Here is a 17,286-nt window from a genome sequence, read left to right as displayed (position 1 = left end):
ATGCTATCCCTCCCTCACAGCTGCTGCTTTAGCTGTTTTCCGGTACATTTTTTCCGCTTTCTTCAACTTCTGCGCATCGCGGTCACGCATCAGATAGAACACCAGTCCCGACAAAATGGCCGCAATCACAAACATAATCATGCTTGCCGCCGCAGCGCGGTTATACATATAGCTTCCCTTGAATGCCTGCCCGTAGATGAACATGGACGTGGTAAGCGTGGAATCATCCGGTCCGCCTGCCAGGAACAGCTGCGGAATATCGAACATCGTCAGACCGCCGATCATCGAGGTAATGAGCGTGAACAGCAGTATGGTCCGCAGGCTCGGCAGTGTAATCCGGAAAAAGGTCTGCACGCCGTTCGCGCCGTCAATTGCCGCAGACTCAAAAAGGGCCGGATTGATGCCCATAACGCCGGCGACCAGAATAATCATCGTGTTGCCGTACCACATCCAGAACTGGATGAACGCCACAATACCGCGCGCTGTTGTTTTGTCCTGCAGGAAGAAGATTGGAGCATCCGACCAGCCCATCATTTCAATGAAGCTATTCATGGGACCCATCGGATAAGCGAACAAAGTGCTGAACAATACGGCAATTGTACCCGCAGTGATGATATTGGGCATGTACAGCAGAACCTTGAATGCCCCCTGTCCCTTTATGTTGAGGCGCTTGTTCGTGAACCATGCGGTAAGCAGAAGCGCAAGAGCAATCTGAGGAATGAAGTTGACGATCCAGAGCAGCCCGGTGTTCACCAGGGATTTTCTGAAAGAGACGTTATCGAACAGCAAATCCTTGAAGTTTTGAAAAGGGTTATCCAGAATATGAACCGGTTTGGGGATCAGCCCCTGCATATCTGTAAATCCGATGACTGCAGTGTACAGAATGGGATATAACGAAAAAATCAGAAAGGCCAGGACAAACGGGAATGTGAAGATATAGCCAAATTTTGCATAGTTCACACCTTTGCGGCGCATGATTTCACCCCTTGTTATATGAAGGGACGGGATATTCCCCGCCCCTTTTACTTTCTTCTTATTCGCTGTCTATGCCGAGCTGGTCCTTGACCTGCTGCTTGAACGTTTCGATCGCTTTATCGCGGTCTTTGTTGCCCGCAGTATATTCACGCACCTGATCACGCCACAGCCGGTTAATCGTTTCGTCATACTGGGTCAGATTCTTGCCCGAAGCGTTGGCGTTGGCCGGAACAAACACGTCGAACATATTCTGCCCGCCAAGCAGCGGTACTTCACCATTGGAGTTCGACATTACCACAGAGGAAGCCACACTGTCCTTGGTGCCCTGCTCACCCTCTTTCATCGTCCCGTTAGCCCAGTAATACTGCAGGCCCGTTTCGGTGGTATCGAGTGTCACCCATTTGATAAAGTCCGCAGCAGCCTGCTTCTTAGCCTCATTCTTGGTAGCTTCCTGGCTGGCAAGCAGCCAGGTGCCTCCCCAGAAGAAGCCTGTCGGTGATTCAGTCACGGCCCAGTCGCCGTTCGTGTCTTTCACCTGGCCGTTCATTACATAGTTAATGAGCCACGCAGGACCAAAGAATCCGAAGACAGGCTGCGCGCCGGCGCCGGACATATCCGCATACCAGGCTTCCGTCCAGTCTGTCGTATCGTTGTGGTAGCCGTTATCCTTCAGCTTCTTGGAGAGATCAAGGAATTCCTCGCGCTTCGGATCAATATGCAGCTTGCCGTCAACAATCCAGCCTTTTTCCGAGCTGTTTTCGATAGCGTGCCAGATATCCCCGTCTCCCGAAACGATGCCGTAGCCTTTGGCCTTCAGCTTCGCAGCGGCTTCATAGAATTTCTCCCAGCCGGGTCCGACTTCACCTTTAATAGCCCCCGGATCATCGGTTCCAAATACATCCTTGGCAATCGAGCGGCGGTAGATAAAGGCTCCTCCTGTCGCCTGGTAGCCGAGGCCCTTCAGCTGGCCGTCCTTGCTGCCGATATCAATTGAATATTGGGCAATGCCCGCATCCTTAACCAGCTGATCATCAAGCCCGAGGTCCGCATAGTTAGCTGCATAGCTGGAAGCATCACCTTGCGTATATTTGAGAACGAATGCCGCTTCAGCCGCAAAAATATCCGGGGCATCCTTTCCGCCGGCCGCCAGGGCCTGGTCAAGTGCAGGCTGATAGGCTCCGTCAGTGGTGGCAATCACCGTTGTTTTAAATTCCACATTGGCGTCCGGATGGGTCTCCAGATACTTTTTAGTCATGTTCGGGATCTCATCGGTGAAGCTCCAGAGATTGATCGTCACTTTTTCGCCCTTCCCTTTGGCCGGTGCCTCGGATGCAGCAGCTGATGCTGCCGGACTTGCTTCAGAACCGGATGAGCTTGAGCCGGAATTAGAGTTACCGCCGCACGCTGCAAGTGCAGTTGACATCACCAGCAGTGCAGAAATCCCTGTAAACACACGTTTCAACCTTTTCATACTTTGCCTCCCCTTTTGTTTAAGCCTGCGGTTTATGTAACCGCATACATGATTATATAGCTGATTATGCTTCCCCATAAGGAGCCTACCATTGGGAAAACTTCCACTATTTTTGGATTCCGCTGCCGGAGGATGCAAAAAGACACCTGGGACCCCCCGGTGCCTTCTGTCCAGCTCTATTCCTGCCACTACTTATCTGCCTTGAGCGCCTCATCCTGCTTCCTGATGAATTCCTCCGGTGTTACCGCTTTACCGAACAGCGCCTGGACCTGGTTAAGGTGTATGCCGGAAGCACCCGGCTTCATTTGGGTATCCAGATAAAGCGTTACTTTACGGGCTTTATTCAGTTCATCCAACAGATCAATAAACAGCTGCGGCAGCCTGATAGTCGCTGTATCCACTTTGGTTGCCGGGATCACACCCGCATCGACAACCGAATGCTCGCCCCACTTTTCAACGAAAAAGCTGACAAAGCGCTTCGCCTCCGCAGTATGTGCGGAGTTGCGGGATACAAATAATCCGGTCCCCGGTCCGCCCACCCAGTCATCCACATTCCCTTTGCCCCCTGCCACTGCCGGGAACTTGAAATATCCGATTTTGTCCTTGAATTCCCGGGGAATACCTGCGGTCGTTGTATAGTCCGGCAGCTCCCAGGTACCTGTGGCGAACATCGCCGCTTCCCCCTTCAGGAACTGGAGCTTGGCTTCATCATTGGACAATCCGTTATAGCCTTTAACAAAGGCTTTGAGATTTACCAGCTCCTGCACCGCTCTTGCTGCTTCAAGCAGAGATGGGTCCGTAAAGTCCTGCCCTGCTACGGCTTGATCCAGCAGATCAGGACCGCCGATCCGGTCAGCCAGATACATGTACCAGAAGGAGGAGGGCCAGCCTTCCTTGCCCCCAAGGGTAACCGGAGTAACCCCGTTATTATTCAGTGTCCGGATAATGGTCTTCAGCTCATCCAGGGTACGGGGAGGCTGCAGACTGTATTTTGCAAACAATTCTTTGTTATAGTAGACCGGAACAATGTTCAGCTCCACCGGAAGAGCATACGTTTTCCCGTCAAAAGAATAGGCTTCTGTCGTGCCGGCTACGAACTTACCGTTCAGCTCCATCTGTAAAAGATCGTCCAGTGCCGCAAATTTGTTGCCCTTAACATAAGGGTCCATAGACCCGGCCGCCCAGGTGAAGCCGATATCCGGCAGATCATTGGATGCGGCAAGCACAGTAAGCTTGCTTTTGTATTGTTCGGTCTCCAGCGCCTCTGTACGGATGCTGATGTTCGGATTGGCCTTTTCAAATTCGCTGATAATATCCTTTACCATTTGGTTCTGTGCTGAATTGCTGCTGTCCGGCCATGAATGCATCATCCTGAGGGTAATTTTTTCACCGCTGCTTTCGGGGACATTCTCCTTGCCGCTGTTGTTCTCGTCGCAGGCAGCCGCTGTCAGCAGCAGGGCCAGGAGCAGGGCGCCATAATATCCGATTTTTTTCGTAGGTATCTTCCCCTGGCGAATTCTGTTCATTAACGGACCTCTGCTTTCGTCTCGTTCCTCATGGACCGGTACTGCCCCGGACTCATCCCTTCATGCTCCTTGAACAGCTTATTGAAATACTTCACAGCCTGATAGCCCGTACGGCTGGCGATTTCCGCTATCGGCAGGTTGGTTTTCAGCAGCAGCTCCTTCGCCTTCTGCAATTTTCTGCGGGCGACATATTCGCTGAAATTCATCTGGCACTGCTCTTTGAAAAGCGCGCTGAAGTAACTGCCGTTCAGATGTACATGCCCGGCAACCTCCTGCAGGCTGATCGCCTCTTCTATATGCATTTCCACATATTGAATGGCCTGGCGGACCGGATTGCTTAGGGCAGCTTCTTCATTCCTGACAGCCATCAGCTGCGGGTCGGCCATCTTCCGCATGAAGAGGAGGTGCTCCCGCTCCTCGCCTGCCTTTAGGGCTTTTTCCACCGACTCCACCAGCTTGTCCCGGCTGACAGGCTTCAGCAGATAGTCCACCACAGACAAATGAATCGCCTGCTGAGCATACTCAAACTGGGCGTAACCGGAAATAAGAATAACAGACGGCTGGGACCGGATTCCTTTTTCCCGCAATTGCCGGACCAGGGCAAGCCCGGTAATCTCCGGCATGCGGATATCCGTTATCATCAGCTCGACGGCAGTCTGTTCAAGAATCCGCAGCGCATCTACTCCATTGCTGGCGGTAAGCACCTCAAACTGGCCGGCAGACCACACCCCCAGCATCTTCTTTATTCCTTCCCTTGATTTCGGTTCATCATCGACAACAAGAATCGTACGGCTCCTCATGTCATTGTGCCTCCTCGGACAGGTATTTCGATGCTGATGACGGTGCCTTGGCCCTTCCGGCTCTCGATACGCATAGCTGCGGCTTGCCTGCCTGTTCCCGGGAAAAACAGCTGAAGCCGCTTCTGCACATTGGCAATTCCGACCCCGGAGGCTTTGGCAGAAGAGACCTTACCGCTGTCCAGCTCATTCATCAGGGAGGACAGCCTTTCTTCATCCATGCCGATCCCGTCATCTTCCACTGTGATGGCAATCCGCTCACCCTTGCGGGCAACTGTCAGCTTCACCCTTCCGGGCTCAATCCTGCTCTCCACCCCATGCAGGACAGCATTCTCCACAAGCGGCTGCAGCAGCAGCCGGGGCAGCTCAGCATCCTGCGCTTCTGGAGAAGCTTCGATTTCCCATTCCAGCCGGTCTTCAAACCGCACCTTCATGATGTACAAATACTTGCCGATATGCTCCAGTTCATCGCGAAGCTTCACCCAGCCCTCTTCGCTCTGCCCGGTAATCGTATAGCGGAATAAATCGGACATCGCGACAACATAGCCTGCGAGCTCGTCCTCCTCCTTGTCCACCAGTGACCAGTACAGCACATCCAGCGTATTGAATAAAAAATGCGGATTAATCTGAGCCTGTAGCGCTTTCAGCTCGGTGTGGCTCCGGGACAGCTCCTTCTCATAAACCAGCTGGATCAGCTCATTAATGTTATCCACCATTTTGTTATAGGAATAGTTCAGCTCCTGAATTTCCATAGTGGATGATGCATATTCGGTGGGCCTCAGAATGCCGAGCCTGGTGCTTCTCATTGCTTTAATAAGCTTAAAGACAGGCCGGGTAATGAGTGTGGACAGGAAAAAAGAAAGCACAGTGAACAGTAGAGTGCCGATAATAGCAGATACAACGATCGTAGTCCGCAGGACGGAAATCCCTTGAGTAATGACGTTAACCGGTGTGAGGATAAGCAGTGTCCAACCGGTTACCGCAGAACGCTGTTTCACAACGACAAAGGAACGCTTGCCGATGGAAGCGGTCTGATCCCCCGACTTTGCAGCAATCAGGGCAGCTGTGTCCTGCGAAATAGTCTCATCATTAGAGTTAATGAGCCGGCCGCCGGTATCGAGGAGGAGTATAGTTTCTTTCTCCCCTCCCGCGGTTAAGGAGTCTTCCAGTGCAAACTTTCCGCGGTCGGAGCGGATGAGCAGGTAGCCCCCTGCCGTGAAATAGCGGTCGATCAGACTAATCTGCCGGACTGCCAGCAGCGAGGTGGGATCAAGCGGATCAATCCCATACCAGACTAGACTGCCTTCCTTTTGGGCCGCCAGCTCAATCAAATTCCCGGGCACCTTCCCTCTCAGGCTGCTTTCGTCAAGCGGATACAGCCTCGTCCCGTCTTTGTTATACAGCTCAACAGATTTGATGTCATCTGTATATAGCTGGACCAGGTTGATAATGGGCGGCAGCGCCTGCCGCTCCGCAAAGGTTGGCGCCTGGCCCTCTACATCCCGCAAAAGCAGCTGCTGGATATACTCATTGGTGGAAACCAGCGTCGTCAGAGAATTAATCTGCTCCAAAATACCTTCCAGACGGCCATTAGCCTGAACAGCCGTTTGCTGAATATGCTTTTCGGCGTTATTTTTGAGCAGCGTCGAAACGGAATGAAAGGTTAGATAGCCGACGAACGTGAGAATCAGGAGCATAACGGCGAGAAAACCGAGCAGCATCTGACTCCTGAGTGTATTAAATTTCAACCTTGTCTGCAGCCACCACACGCGGCCTCTTCCTCCCCTTGCCATAAGACCACCATGGCGAGCAGTATTAAAGTAAGGGCTTTCAACCCTGACTGTCATTATATTAGCACGCCTTCCGGCGACCGGGAACCCCTCATATTAGTGAGACCCGTCATCCAAAATAACTTTGTTAGCTCCACTGCTGCAGTTGTGATACTATTAACTTGATTGTTTCGAAACTACTACTACAGCATTCCAGAAGGGATTGGATCAAAGTGAAGTACAGACGACTTGGCAACACCGGGCTGAAGGTCAGTGAGATTGGGCTGGGCAGCTGGCTGACCTACGGAACGGCAGCAGAGCAAAAGGCTGCTGATGAGTGTGTGGCCGCCGCTTTTGAATGCGGTATCAATTTTTTTGACACAGCTAATGCCTATAACCGCGGTGAAGGGGAAAAAGCAATCGGGGCAGCACTCCGGCCGTATAAACGCTCCGATTATGTGCTGAGCACCAAGGTATTCTTCCCGATGGGAGACGGCGTGAACGACCGCGGCCTCTCGCGCAAACATATTATAGAGCAGTGCGAAGCCAGCCTGCGCCGTCTTGGTACCGATTACATTGACGTCTATTTCTGCCACCGTTTTGACCAGGATACTCCGGTCGAAGAAACGCTGCGGGCACTGGATGACCTGACTGCACAGGGTAAAATCCTCTACGCCGCCGTCAGCGAATGGAGCGCGGCACAGATCGCCACGGCCAGCGGCATCAGCCGCCGGCTGAACCTGCGCCCGCTGGCCTCCAACCAGCCGATCTACAACATGTTCGAGCGCTATATCGAACAGGAAGTGCTTGAGGTTTCCCGTGAAGCAGGCCTGGGGCAGGTGGTCTTCTCTCCGCTGGCCCAGGGCATCCTGACCGGCAAATACAAGCCGGGCCAGCAGGCACCGGCAGGCACGCGCGGCGCCGATGAATCGGTCAACGGCGTCATCCGCAGCTATCTGCGCGACGATGTGCTGGGCGTTGTGGCCCAGCTCGATGAAGTCGCGGCCGGCCTCGGCGTGAAGCTGTCTCAGCTCGCGCTGGCCTGGGTACTCCGCCAGCCGGGCGTCAGCTCCGCGCTGATCGGGGCGAGCAAGCCAGCGCAGGTCGAAGAAAATGCGCAGGCTGTTGACATCGTCCTCCAGCCGGACACGCTGGAGACGATCGACCGCATCCTCGGCCAGGTGGCCGATTTCGCACCGGCGAGATAAGAAGCCTGACAAGTGCCATAGCATCCGCCGGCACGATCGGCGGATAGGATACAACAAGCAGAGCAGCGCTTCCTTAGGGGACCGCTGCTCTGTTTGTTTGGCTCATACTAGCTAAGCTATTTCCCCAGCAGTCCGTTTATCTCCCCCTGCTTCACAATTTATCCATAACATCCCGCCCATTTATTAGGCACCTTACGGCTGTATTCTGAATATTCTAATATGCTGCGGACGAAATCTACAGCTAACCACCTTTTCCCAAAAAATATTTGCAACATTTTCAGTAAATCAACGTTTATAACGGTACAAACCCGTTTGAACTACAGGGCGGCGGGTAAAGAATGAGTATAAGTGATCGTTCGAGTCACATTTTGCCAAGGGGGAAATGATAAGATGTCTATTAACAAACCTAAAGTTGTGTTGCCTGTGCTGGTTCTGCTGTTCCTTTCCCTCATTACGACGGCAAGCACGCCAGGCACTAGAGCAGAGGCGCAGAGCGGAGCTCAGTCAGAGCACCTGACAGTATATATCAACGGAATTCACAAAACTGCAGACGGCAGCCTGAAGCTGACAGCCGATCCGGTTGAATGGTATGAAGGCGCTGAGGCGGACCGCATTTTTGCCGGTCGTGAGCCGGAGGCTGCTGCCGAGATTGGCGGAGCACCGGATGGCTACTACATCGTAAATGACAGCGATACGCTCAGCACCTATCCGGTCGCTGATAACGCTGCAGTGACGATGCAGATCTTTGATCATACCGGCAATATTGAGGATCTTGATATTAACTGGAACGAGAGTATCACGCTCCAGAAGTTCACTGAGGAATTTGCACAGACGGACGTTTTTGACCTCAGCTGGACGCCTTATCATGTGACGCTTGAGAATGGCGTTATTACTTCAATCGTTCAGCAGTACATCCCATAATCACATACCTGCGCAAGCAGCAGACAGAGGCTATCCTGCAGTAGAGTTATCTACTTCAAGGGCAGCCTCTTTTTAATGACGGAACGTTTGCAGGGATTACTTGATTCAGGTGTGGCAACAGCCTGTGAGCGGGTGTAAAAAGGTTATCTTTCTCCCTAAGCAAGCACTTTACTTTAGGTGTTTCTTCCCCAATACTAAGAGTAACAAAGTGTATTAAAGTTAGATAAGGAGATCAATGTATGCTTGCTTTTGAGCTGAACGTGGCTGGACCGGTTCATTTGGAGATGACTGGAAAGTTTGTCGCCCCCTCCAGCGACTGGATTCATCTGAGCCGGATTTTGCAGGATTATGAGCTGATTATAATGACAGAAGGCGTGCTCTATCTGGCCGGTGATGATACCCGGTATACCCTCTCTAAAGGGGAGTACCTGCTGCTCCCTCCCTACACCAGACAATACGGCTATAAAGCCTCCGGCTGCAGCTTTTATTGGCTTCATTTTAAGACGGCCGGCGGACCTGCCGTTACAGACAGTACCGGCCATACAGCGGATCAAACGGAGACCCGGCTACTGCTCCCGCAGTGCGGCACTGTAAAAAGTCTGGAGAAAATCATCGTCATGATGAAGCAGCTCCAGGATTCCGTAAGGTCGTACAACCAGAAGACGCTTAACAACTATATGACCACGGTTATTTTGTGCGAGCTGTATAATCAGGTATTCCATAATGAACATAGCCCGGTCAAAAAAACAAAGCAGGAGCAGCTCTATAACGACATTGTGGACTATATCAAATGGAGCCGCAGCGAGCATATCAAGGTATCACAGCTCGCCGCCTATTTTGGCTATAACGTAAAATACCTGTCCCATCTGTTCACCACCATCTCCGGCATCCCGCTCAAGCAGTACATCCTGCAGCAAAAGATGGAGCTGGCAAAGTTTCTGCTCACCGACACCAACCAGAATATCAGCGAGGTCTCGCTCCAGCTCGGCTATAAGGACTGCCACAATTTTATGAAATCGTTCAAAAAGATCGTCGGGCTAACGCCCACTGACTTCCGCAATGCTTATGCGAAGCGGCTGTTGTTTTATGAGTAAACGCCTTGGACAAGCGAAAGAGAGCCATCCCCCGCTAAGCGGGCAGGCTCTCCGGTTGGGCAGGCTAAGTTGTATAATCAGGACAGTTTTGCAAAAGCCACAGGCGTGCCTTGATCACAGGAGGTGAATCCGTTCTTTTCGTACAAGCCTCTTACATCTGGTGCATCGTCGATTTGCATTACTATTAGTTATGTGCTTAAATAAACTGACGAACGTTCGTAAGGGAGGCTTGAGCTGATGACATCCAACAGGATAAGAGAAATCGCGCTGGCCCATTTTGCCAAAAACGGCTATGAAGGGGCCTCACTGGCCGATATATCTGCCGAGGTGGGGATCAAGAAGCAGTCGATTTATAACCACTTCAAAGGCAAAGACGAGTTGTTCCTGACGGTGTTCCGTGATGCAGCCGAGAGGGAAATGCTGTTCATTGAAGGCTATCTGCAGCAGAGCGGTTCTTTGCCGCTGGAAGAGATGCTGCATGGCTTTTTACATAGCTACAGCAGGCGTTATGAGCAAGAGGATGATACCCGCTTCTTTCTGAGGATGGCTTTCTTTCCGCCGGCTCATTTGCGCGAAGAAATCGTAGAGTACAGCAACCGGCATCTTGACCGGATAGGTCTGCTGCTGCAGGCACATTTTGAGTCTGCGGCACAGGGCGGCATTATCCATCCGGAGGTCACTGCGGCTACAGCTTCTGTTGCTTTTATTGCTGTACTGGACGGAATGTTTGTCGAGCTGCTGTACGGCAATACTGAAAGTGCTGCCCACAGGCTTGATGCATCATGGCGTGTCTATTGGCGCGGGATTAGAAACAACTAGAGGAGGATTTACAGATGAACCGCAGCTGGATTTATATTTTTATCGGAGCATTATTCGAAGTCGTGTGGGTGATCGGATTCAAGCATGCCGACGATATCGTTACATGGGGAGCAACCATTGTTGCACTTGTCGTATCTTTCTATCTCATTATTACTGCCTCAATAAAATTGCCGGTCGGTACGGTATACGCCGTGTTTACCGGACTTGGAACCGCCGGCACTGTGCTGGCTGAAATGGTCTTGTTCGATGAGCCTGTTAAGCCTGCCAAGCTTCTGCTGATCGCCTTGCTGCTGGCAGGTGTGCTCGGCTTGAAACTGTACAGCGGCTCGGCCAAAACAAAGGAGGCAGCATAACGATGGCATGGTTAACATTAATGTTCGCCGGTATGTTCGAGGTCGTAGGCGTGCTCGGCATGAACCGGATTAAACGTGACCGTAACAAAAAAGCATATCTGACCTTCATCTCCGGCATTGTGCTAAGCTTTGCCTGTCTAAGCCTGGCCATGAGGGACCTGCCTATGGGTACGGCATATGCGATCTGGACGGGAATCGGTACAGTCGGCGGCGCACTGGTCGGCATGTTCTTCTTCGGGGAGTCCAGAGAATGGCGCCGCGTTCTGTTCATCGGAATGGTGCTGGCGGCAGCCGTGGGGCTGAAGCTGACCTCGTAAGGCGGACGGGCCGAGGTTACTAATATACGCGAAAAAACAGCGGCAGTTAATGGACAAAAACAATGTCCATTACTGCCGCTGTTTCTATTTAAGGGCATTTTTGCCCTTCATCACACCCGGTCAGGGCCTGCTACTTATTATCCGGCAGCGGCACGCCGAAGTCCGGTGTGCCGTCTTCCTTCCAGCCAAGCACCTTGGCGCGGGTGTGGCGGTTCGGATCATACAGCGGATCGCCTGTGATCTCCTTGTAGCTGCGGGCATGGTAGATCATAACATCCTCCCCGTTCTCATTAACGGTGAAGCTGTTATGGCCCGGGCCGAACTGGCCGTTCTCTTCGCTCGTCTTGAACACCGGCACCGGATGCTTGCTCCACGAGGCCGCATCCAGCAGATCGCTGTCCTCATCGGCAGTCAGCAGTCCCATACAGTAGTTGTAGTCGGTCGCACTGGCCGAGAAGCTCATGAAGATCTTACCGCCCCGCTTCAGCACAGCTGCACCTTCGTTCACGCTAAATCCGATTTTCTCCCAATCGTACTCCGGCTGGGCAATCATGGTCTGTTTCCCGGTCAGGGTCCACGGATTGCTCATCTCCGAGATGTACAGGTTGGAGTTCCCCGGAATATCCGGGTCCTTCTGGGCCCATACATAATAGAGAATGTCTTTATGCTGGAAGGTCGTCGCATCCAGGGCAAAGGATTCCCAGGCCGTCTTGACCTGGCCCTTCTCCACCCAGCTGCCTTCCAGCGGATTCGGCGATTCATTCTCCAGCACGAACATGCGGTGATCGAACAGTCCGTCCTGTGTTTCGGTTGTACGCGCAGCGGCGAAATAGATATACCATCTGCCCTGCAGGTAATGGATTTCCGGCGCCCAGATGTTGGCGCTTAGCGGTCCGGTGTCATATTTGCGCCAGGCTACAACAGGCACGGCCTCCGCGAGGTCTTCAATTGCTGCGGCTCTGCGCACTTCGATCCGGTCATATTCCGGTACGGAAGCGGTAAAGTAATAATATCCGTCTGTATGCTTATATACCCAGGGATCGGCGCGCTGCTCCACAAGCGGGTTGCTGTATTCTTTGCCAGTACTCATATCGGTTTCTCCTTTGGTCCATTTAAGCTGGATCTATTTAAGTGTAAGCACGGTAACGGATGCCGGCGGGAGGGTGCAGTGCAGCACGCCGTCCGCCAGTTCGGCACCTTCATAGGCAACCGGGGCTACTGTATCCGGCGCTTCAAAGGTATTATGTGCTCCCAGCTCTGCATGCGTCAGAATCTGTCCGGATACCCGGCCAGCCTGTGTGCCTCTGATGTCAAGGCTTAAGGCGGCAGCCGCCTCATGGCTGAGGTTACAGATCGAGACATAAACCTTGCCTTCCGCGTCGCGGGACGCAGAGACGCTAAGCTGCGGAACCGTTACGTCACCGTAGGTGTACAGCGGGCTCTCAAATCCAACCTCTAGCAGCTCATTATCCTGATGCACCTTGTACATCTCAAATACATGATAGGTAGGCGTAAGCAGCAGCTTATCCCCTTCCGTTAAGATCAGCGCCTGCAGCACATTGACCATCTGGGCAATGTTCGTCATCTGCACGCGGCCACTGTGATTGTGAAAAATATTCAGGTGGATGCCTGCAACCAGTGCATCTCTAAGTGTATTCTGCTGGTAGAGGAATCCCGGATTCGTCCCCGGCTCGCTAAGGAACCAGGTTCCCCATTCATCTATAATCAATCCTACCCGCTGCTCCGGATCATATTTATCCATAATCGCCGAGTGGCGGGTAATGAGCTCGTCCATACGTAGGGATTTCTGCATCGTCTCAATCCATTCAGCTTCATCGAAGCCAAGCGCCGGACGTTTCTCCTCCCAGCTGCCGGGAATGGTATAGGAATGCAGGCTGAGGCCGTCCATCATGCCGCCTGCCTCCCGCATCACAACCTCTGTCCAGTTGTAATCATCCACATTGGCTCCGCCGGCAATCTTGTATAGCTTGTTGTCGCCGTAATTCCGGACATAGGTCTGATAACGCCGGTAGAGATCCGCATAATACTCAGGGCGCATATTTCCGCCGCAGCCCCAGTTCTCATTGCCGACGCCAAAATACTTCAGCGCCCATGGCTTCTCCTGCCCGTTCTCCTGCCGCCAGGCAGCCATCGGTGATTCCCCGTCAAAGGTCATATACTCGACCCACTCTGACATCTCCTGAACCGTGCCGCTGCCGACATTGCCGCAAATATAAGGCTCACATTCCAGCAGCTCACACAGGCGGAAAAATTCATGCGTTCCAAAATGGTTGTTCTCCACAACGCCGCCCCAGTGGGTGTTAACCATCCGTTTGCGGCCTTCCTTCGGGCCAATTCCGTCCTTCCAGTGATACTCATCGGCAAAGCAGCCGCCCGGCCAGCGAAGCACTGGAATATCCAGCTTCTTGAGCGCTGCTACTATGTCATTGCGGATACCATCCGTGTTCGGAATCGGCGAATCCTCGCCTACCCATATTCCTTCATAGATGCATCTGCCCAGATGCTCGGCAAAATGCCCGTAAATATTTTTATTGATCCTGTTTTTAGGAAGATCGGCGTTGATTACAAGCTTTGCAGTCATAGTTTCTCTCTCCTTGGGTTAAGCCTTATATTTAGCCCTTTATCCCTGAATTCAAATTGATTGATTGTACGAAGTACTTCTGTGCGAACAAGAAGAGCACCAGTGTAGGAATAATGGCCAGAATCGCCGAGCCCATCAGCTGCCCGATCATCCGGTAGTTGCCGTAAATATCCTGCAGCAGCAAGAGTCCTGCCGTAACCGGCATTTTATCAACATCTGTGAACACGATAACCGGCCACAGGAAGTCATTCCATGATCCGGTGAACGAGAACAGGCCGCATACAATCAGAATCGGTTTCATCAGCGGTACAATGATCGAGGCATAAATCCGGAAATGGCCCGCACCATCCACGTGAGCCGATTCATCCAGCTCTTTAGGGATACCATTCATAAATTGTCTGACCAAAAAGAGGTTTCCCATACCCGCAAGCCCGGGAATAATCATCGCCCAGGAAGTATTCACCCACCCTAGGGCATCAATGATTTTGTAGGAAGGAATCAGGTTCACGACACCCGGGAAAAAGGAAATACCCAGTAAGGTAAAAAAGAGCGTATCTCTTCCTCTGAACTTCATCCGGGAATATCCGTAACCGGTTATGGAAATGACCACAACTACGAGGAATGTATGCATGGTGGCAATAAACAGGGAGTTCATCAGCCAGCGCAGAATTGGAGCCGTAGAGGTATTATTTAAAATTGCGATATAGTTATCAAAAATCCATTCCTTCGGAAACATTCTGAATCCTGAGCTGACAACCTCAGTCTGCGACCGGAAGGAGGTAGTGATTCCAAACACTACAGGAACGATCCAGATTACACACAGAATGATCAGAAACAGATAGGAGATATATTTTGAGATGCTAATGCCTGAACCTTTTCTATTATCGACTCGCTGTCCGTTTATAAGCGGACCTTTATCCATTTGCCCAGCCACTTGGTTTGCCATACGGGTACACCTGCCTTTTCAATTTCGCTGCTTGATCCGTTTGTCTTATGGGAGAATTAGGTCGCATTCCGGTTCATTACATAATATTGAAGAGCCGAAATCAGCAAAATAACCAGTCCCAGGAGTACTGCCATTGCCGAAGCCATCCCCGCAATAGATTCACCGTTGCCGAATGCGAGCTGGCGGATGTACATCATCAATACATGCGTACTCTGACGCGGACCGCCGTCTGTCATCATGAGCGGCTGGCCGAAGACGTTGAAGGCCCCCGCAGTCGTCATAACAAAGGTATAAATAAGCGGGAAGCGGATTGAAGGCAGTGTGATGCTCGTAAATCTGCGGATAGGGCCTGCACCGTCAATTTCAGCAGATTCGTATAAATCCTGAGCTACACCGCTGATGGAAGCACGGTAAATAATCAGGTTGCCCCCGACACCGCCCCAAATGGTAATGATAATAATGAGAATCCAGGCATACGGCTGGTGAGTCGGCCAGGAGACATCAGAGCCGAACACATTACCGGCCATCCCAAGCTGTTTGTTGAAGAGCAGCAGCCAGATCAAGGCGCCTGCAGAAATGGAGATCAGGCCGGGAACATACAAAATAGCTTGAATCAGGCTTTTCCCCTTCACTTTCTTGTGTTCCAGCGCAACCGCAATCAGCAGCGGAAGCACAATTAACAGCGGTACACTAAGCAGAACGAATATCAAAGTGTTCTTGAGACCGTTGTTGAACTGCGTATGAAAGGTGGAGCTGTTATCAAAAAGAATGGTCTTGTAGTTGTCGAGGCCAACCCAGACCGGATCATTCATCAGATTCCACTTCGTGAAGGAAGCATAAATCCCGTAAATGGTCGGCAGCAGGATAAATACAATGAATAAGATGACATGTGGACCTACAAAGAAAACAGGCGCCAGATTTAATTTCTTTTTCATAGGCAATCTTTTCTCCTTTGGCATAAAGCAATGTGCCACAAGTGGCACATTGCTCCATACAATCATTTCCGCTTGCTGTTTACTGCGCTGCGCTTGTTCCTTCAGCGATCTTATCTTCTACGAATTTCTGCATGGTCTGTAGGGTTTCGTCGATATCCACGTTACCGCGGACGATATCTCCGCAATACGTATCAACAGCTTCTGCGATGTACGGGTAGTACTCATAAGTGTAGATATAGAGCGATTCAATTTCTTTTTCATCAGAGGTAAAGAAGGATTGCATGTAGTTCTTGTATTCAGGGTTCTCGATAACTTGCTTACTTGCTACAGTTTGTCCGGCTTTCGCCCACTCCATGGAGTTTTCACGGATGAACTCCAGGAAGCTGCCGATTCCGGCTACTTTTTCTTCCGATCTGTCTTTGTTCTTCAGCATCGCGAACAAATGGGAGGACGATCTGTTCGTGAACTTGTCAGGTGTAGGAGAATAAATGTTGGTTACTCCGAAATTGAGGCCCTCTACTCCGGCATGTGCAGTGGAGCTCCAAGTACCGTCAGTGGAGAACAATACGTTACCGGATTGGAACATCAGGTAGCCGTCTTCACCAAATGGTGTCATCAGGCCGGCATCGTTGATTTTTTTAACTTCCTCAAAGGCTTGCTTCATAACCGGTGTATTCACAGCAGGCTTGCCGTTCTCCTGGATATCTCCGCCAAGGTTCTGAATCTGCGCCAGAATGACCCAGCCAAGCAGGGCGTCATTGACAACAAAATCGCCTTCATCCAATTTGCCCTGCAGGGAGAGTATTTCATCAATGGTTACAACGTTATCGTCAAGGAAAGATTCCGCGCCGTATTTCGCGAGCAGATCTTTGTTGTAATACATAACATTACTGTGGATATCAAGCGGTACTGTATACTGCGTTCCGCCGATGTTACCTGTATTCCATGCTTGCGGCAGGTAGTTCTCTTCCTTAATTTCGGTCTGCGCAGCTGTTACGGCAGTCATGGGCTCCAGTTGCCCCTGCTTCACAAAGCCCGGTACGCGGTCCGCGTGAATAATCGCGAGGTCAGGTACGCCTTTACCGGAGTTAAGTACAGTTGATACCTTTGTATACATATCTGCGGTAATGACATGCTTCACTTGAATTTCAGGATTGGTTGCATTGTAATCCTTCACCAGCTGATCCATATAAGCACCATCATCACCAGTCAGCGGCGTCCAGAACGTAATTGTCTTTGTGTCATCGTTCCCGCAGCCTGCCAACACCGTAGATAATGATAGAACAAGTGCTAATGCTGAAAAACCCCACTTTTTAGTCAACACTTTCTCCTCCTAAATGATTAAAATTAGTGAATCATCTACAAAAATGTTTTTGCAAACAATTAACTCTGGGTTGATTCCGGGTCACGTCAGCTGGATACCACCGATTTGCCCGTACGAATAACATTCCAGGATGTCTTGGTCACTCGGCGCGCTTATGTTGCCGGCTCTTTAATGAATGAACCGTAAGGATGCTTGTCCCTTTCGGCCTTATCGCCGCTCTCAGTGTGTC

Annotated in this window: 16 protein-coding genes; 6 read left to right on the top strand and 10 right to left on the bottom strand. The window is 51.4% G+C overall.

The window, feature by feature from the left end:
* Window positions 1–3 precede the first annotated feature (3 nt).
* The 5 genes from R70331_RS08300 to R70331_RS08280 all read right to left on the bottom strand — a co-directional run bounded on the left by R70331_RS08300 (window position 4) and on the right by R70331_RS08280 (window position 6,538).
* Complete coding sequence (locus R70331_RS08300; protein ID WP_042174472.1) at window positions 4–975, bottom strand: carbohydrate ABC transporter permease; 972 nt, start codon at window positions 973–975, stop codon at window positions 4–6.
* 58 nt (window positions 976–1,033) lie between these two features.
* Window positions 1,034–2,446 carry an ABC transporter substrate-binding protein gene (locus R70331_RS08295; RefSeq protein ID WP_042174469.1) on the bottom strand — a complete coding sequence of 471 codons (1,413 nt, stop codon included), beginning with the start codon at window positions 2,444–2,446 and terminating at the stop codon, window positions 1,034–1,036.
* 188 nt (window positions 2,447–2,634) lie between these two features.
* Window positions 2,635–3,972: an extracellular solute-binding protein gene (locus R70331_RS08290; RefSeq protein ID WP_042174467.1), complete on the bottom strand. Its 1,338-nt coding sequence runs from the start codon at window positions 3,970–3,972 to the stop codon at window positions 2,635–2,637.
* Window positions 3,972–4,772 (bottom strand): response regulator transcription factor, encoded by an 801-nt coding sequence (locus R70331_RS08285; RefSeq protein ID WP_042174465.1) that lies wholly within the window; start codon window positions 4,770–4,772, stop codon window positions 3,972–3,974. Before R70331_RS08285 ends, R70331_RS08290 begins: the two co-directional genes overlap by 1 nt.
* A complete protein-coding gene (locus R70331_RS08280) occupies window positions 4,769–6,538 on the bottom strand; it encodes a sensor histidine kinase (RefSeq protein ID WP_231576426.1) in 1,770 nt (589 codons plus the stop codon). The genes R70331_RS08285 and R70331_RS08280 overlap by 4 nt, the downstream gene beginning before the upstream one ends.
* A gap of 233 nt (window positions 6,539–6,771) precedes the next feature.
* Here R70331_RS08280 and R70331_RS08275 point away from each other — a divergent pair, with 233 nt between their 5' ends.
* The 6 genes from R70331_RS08275 (at window position 6,772) to R70331_RS08250 (ending at window position 11,250) form a co-directional block, all read left to right on the top strand.
* A complete protein-coding gene (locus tag R70331_RS08275; RefSeq protein WP_042174464.1) occupies window positions 6,772–7,746 on the top strand; it encodes an aldo/keto reductase family protein in 975 nt (324 codons plus the stop codon).
* A gap of 390 nt (window positions 7,747–8,136) precedes the next feature.
* Entirely contained in the window at window positions 8,137–8,667 is a 531-nt protein-coding gene (locus R70331_RS08270) for a hypothetical protein (RefSeq protein ID WP_042174463.1), read from the top strand.
* 239 nt (window positions 8,668–8,906) lie between these two features.
* Entirely contained in the window at window positions 8,907–9,761 is an 855-nt protein-coding gene (locus tag R70331_RS08265; RefSeq protein ID WP_042174462.1) for an AraC family transcriptional regulator, read from the top strand.
* A 237-nt stretch (window positions 9,762–9,998) separates the two neighbouring features.
* Window positions 9,999–10,580, top strand: a complete 582-nt coding sequence (locus tag R70331_RS08260) for a TetR/AcrR family transcriptional regulator (RefSeq protein ID WP_042174461.1) — start codon at window positions 9,999–10,001, stop codon at window positions 10,578–10,580.
* A gap of 14 nt (window positions 10,581–10,594) precedes the next feature.
* On the top strand, window positions 10,595–10,933 hold the full coding sequence (locus R70331_RS08255) for a DMT family transporter (RefSeq protein ID WP_042174459.1): 339 nt from the start codon (window positions 10,595–10,597) through the stop codon (window positions 10,931–10,933).
* 2 nt (window positions 10,934–10,935) lie between these two features.
* Window positions 10,936–11,250 (top strand): DMT family transporter, encoded by a 315-nt coding sequence (locus R70331_RS08250; protein WP_042174449.1) that lies wholly within the window; start codon window positions 10,936–10,938, stop codon window positions 11,248–11,250.
* A gap of 130 nt (window positions 11,251–11,380) precedes the next feature.
* Here R70331_RS08250 and R70331_RS08245 read toward each other — a convergent pair whose 3' ends face one another.
* The 5 genes from R70331_RS08245 to R70331_RS08225 all read right to left on the bottom strand — a co-directional run bounded on the left by R70331_RS08245 (window position 11,381) and on the right by R70331_RS08225 (window position 17,057).
* Window positions 11,381–12,340, bottom strand: coding sequence for a glycoside hydrolase family 43 protein (locus R70331_RS08245; protein ID WP_042174448.1), 960 nt, complete (start codon window positions 12,338–12,340; stop codon window positions 11,381–11,383).
* 33 nt (window positions 12,341–12,373) lie between these two features.
* Complete coding sequence (locus tag R70331_RS08240; RefSeq protein WP_042174447.1) at window positions 12,374–13,852, bottom strand: alpha-N-arabinofuranosidase; 1,479 nt, start codon at window positions 13,850–13,852, stop codon at window positions 12,374–12,376.
* Window positions 13,853–13,883: 31 nt separating this feature from the next.
* Window positions 13,884–14,774: a carbohydrate ABC transporter permease gene (locus R70331_RS08235; RefSeq protein WP_156131239.1), complete on the bottom strand. Its 891-nt coding sequence runs from the start codon at window positions 14,772–14,774 to the stop codon at window positions 13,884–13,886.
* A gap of 80 nt (window positions 14,775–14,854) precedes the next feature.
* Window positions 14,855–15,733, bottom strand: a complete 879-nt coding sequence (locus R70331_RS08230; RefSeq protein ID WP_042174444.1) for a carbohydrate ABC transporter permease — start codon at window positions 15,731–15,733, stop codon at window positions 14,855–14,857.
* A gap of 79 nt (window positions 15,734–15,812) precedes the next feature.
* On the bottom strand, window positions 15,813–17,057 hold the full coding sequence (locus R70331_RS08225) for an extracellular solute-binding protein (protein WP_042174442.1): 1,245 nt from the start codon (window positions 17,055–17,057) through the stop codon (window positions 15,813–15,815).
* Window positions 17,058–17,286: the final 229 nt, after the last annotated feature.

Origin of the sequence: Paenibacillus sp. FSL R7-0331, from assembly GCF_000758645.1 — a bacterium.
GTDB classification, from domain to species: domain Bacteria; phylum Bacillota; class Bacilli; order Paenibacillales; family Paenibacillaceae; genus Paenibacillus_AQ; species Paenibacillus_AQ camerounensis.
The sequence above is the reverse complement of the archived record's forward strand: the minus strand, read 5'-3'. Positions and strand labels throughout refer to the sequence as shown.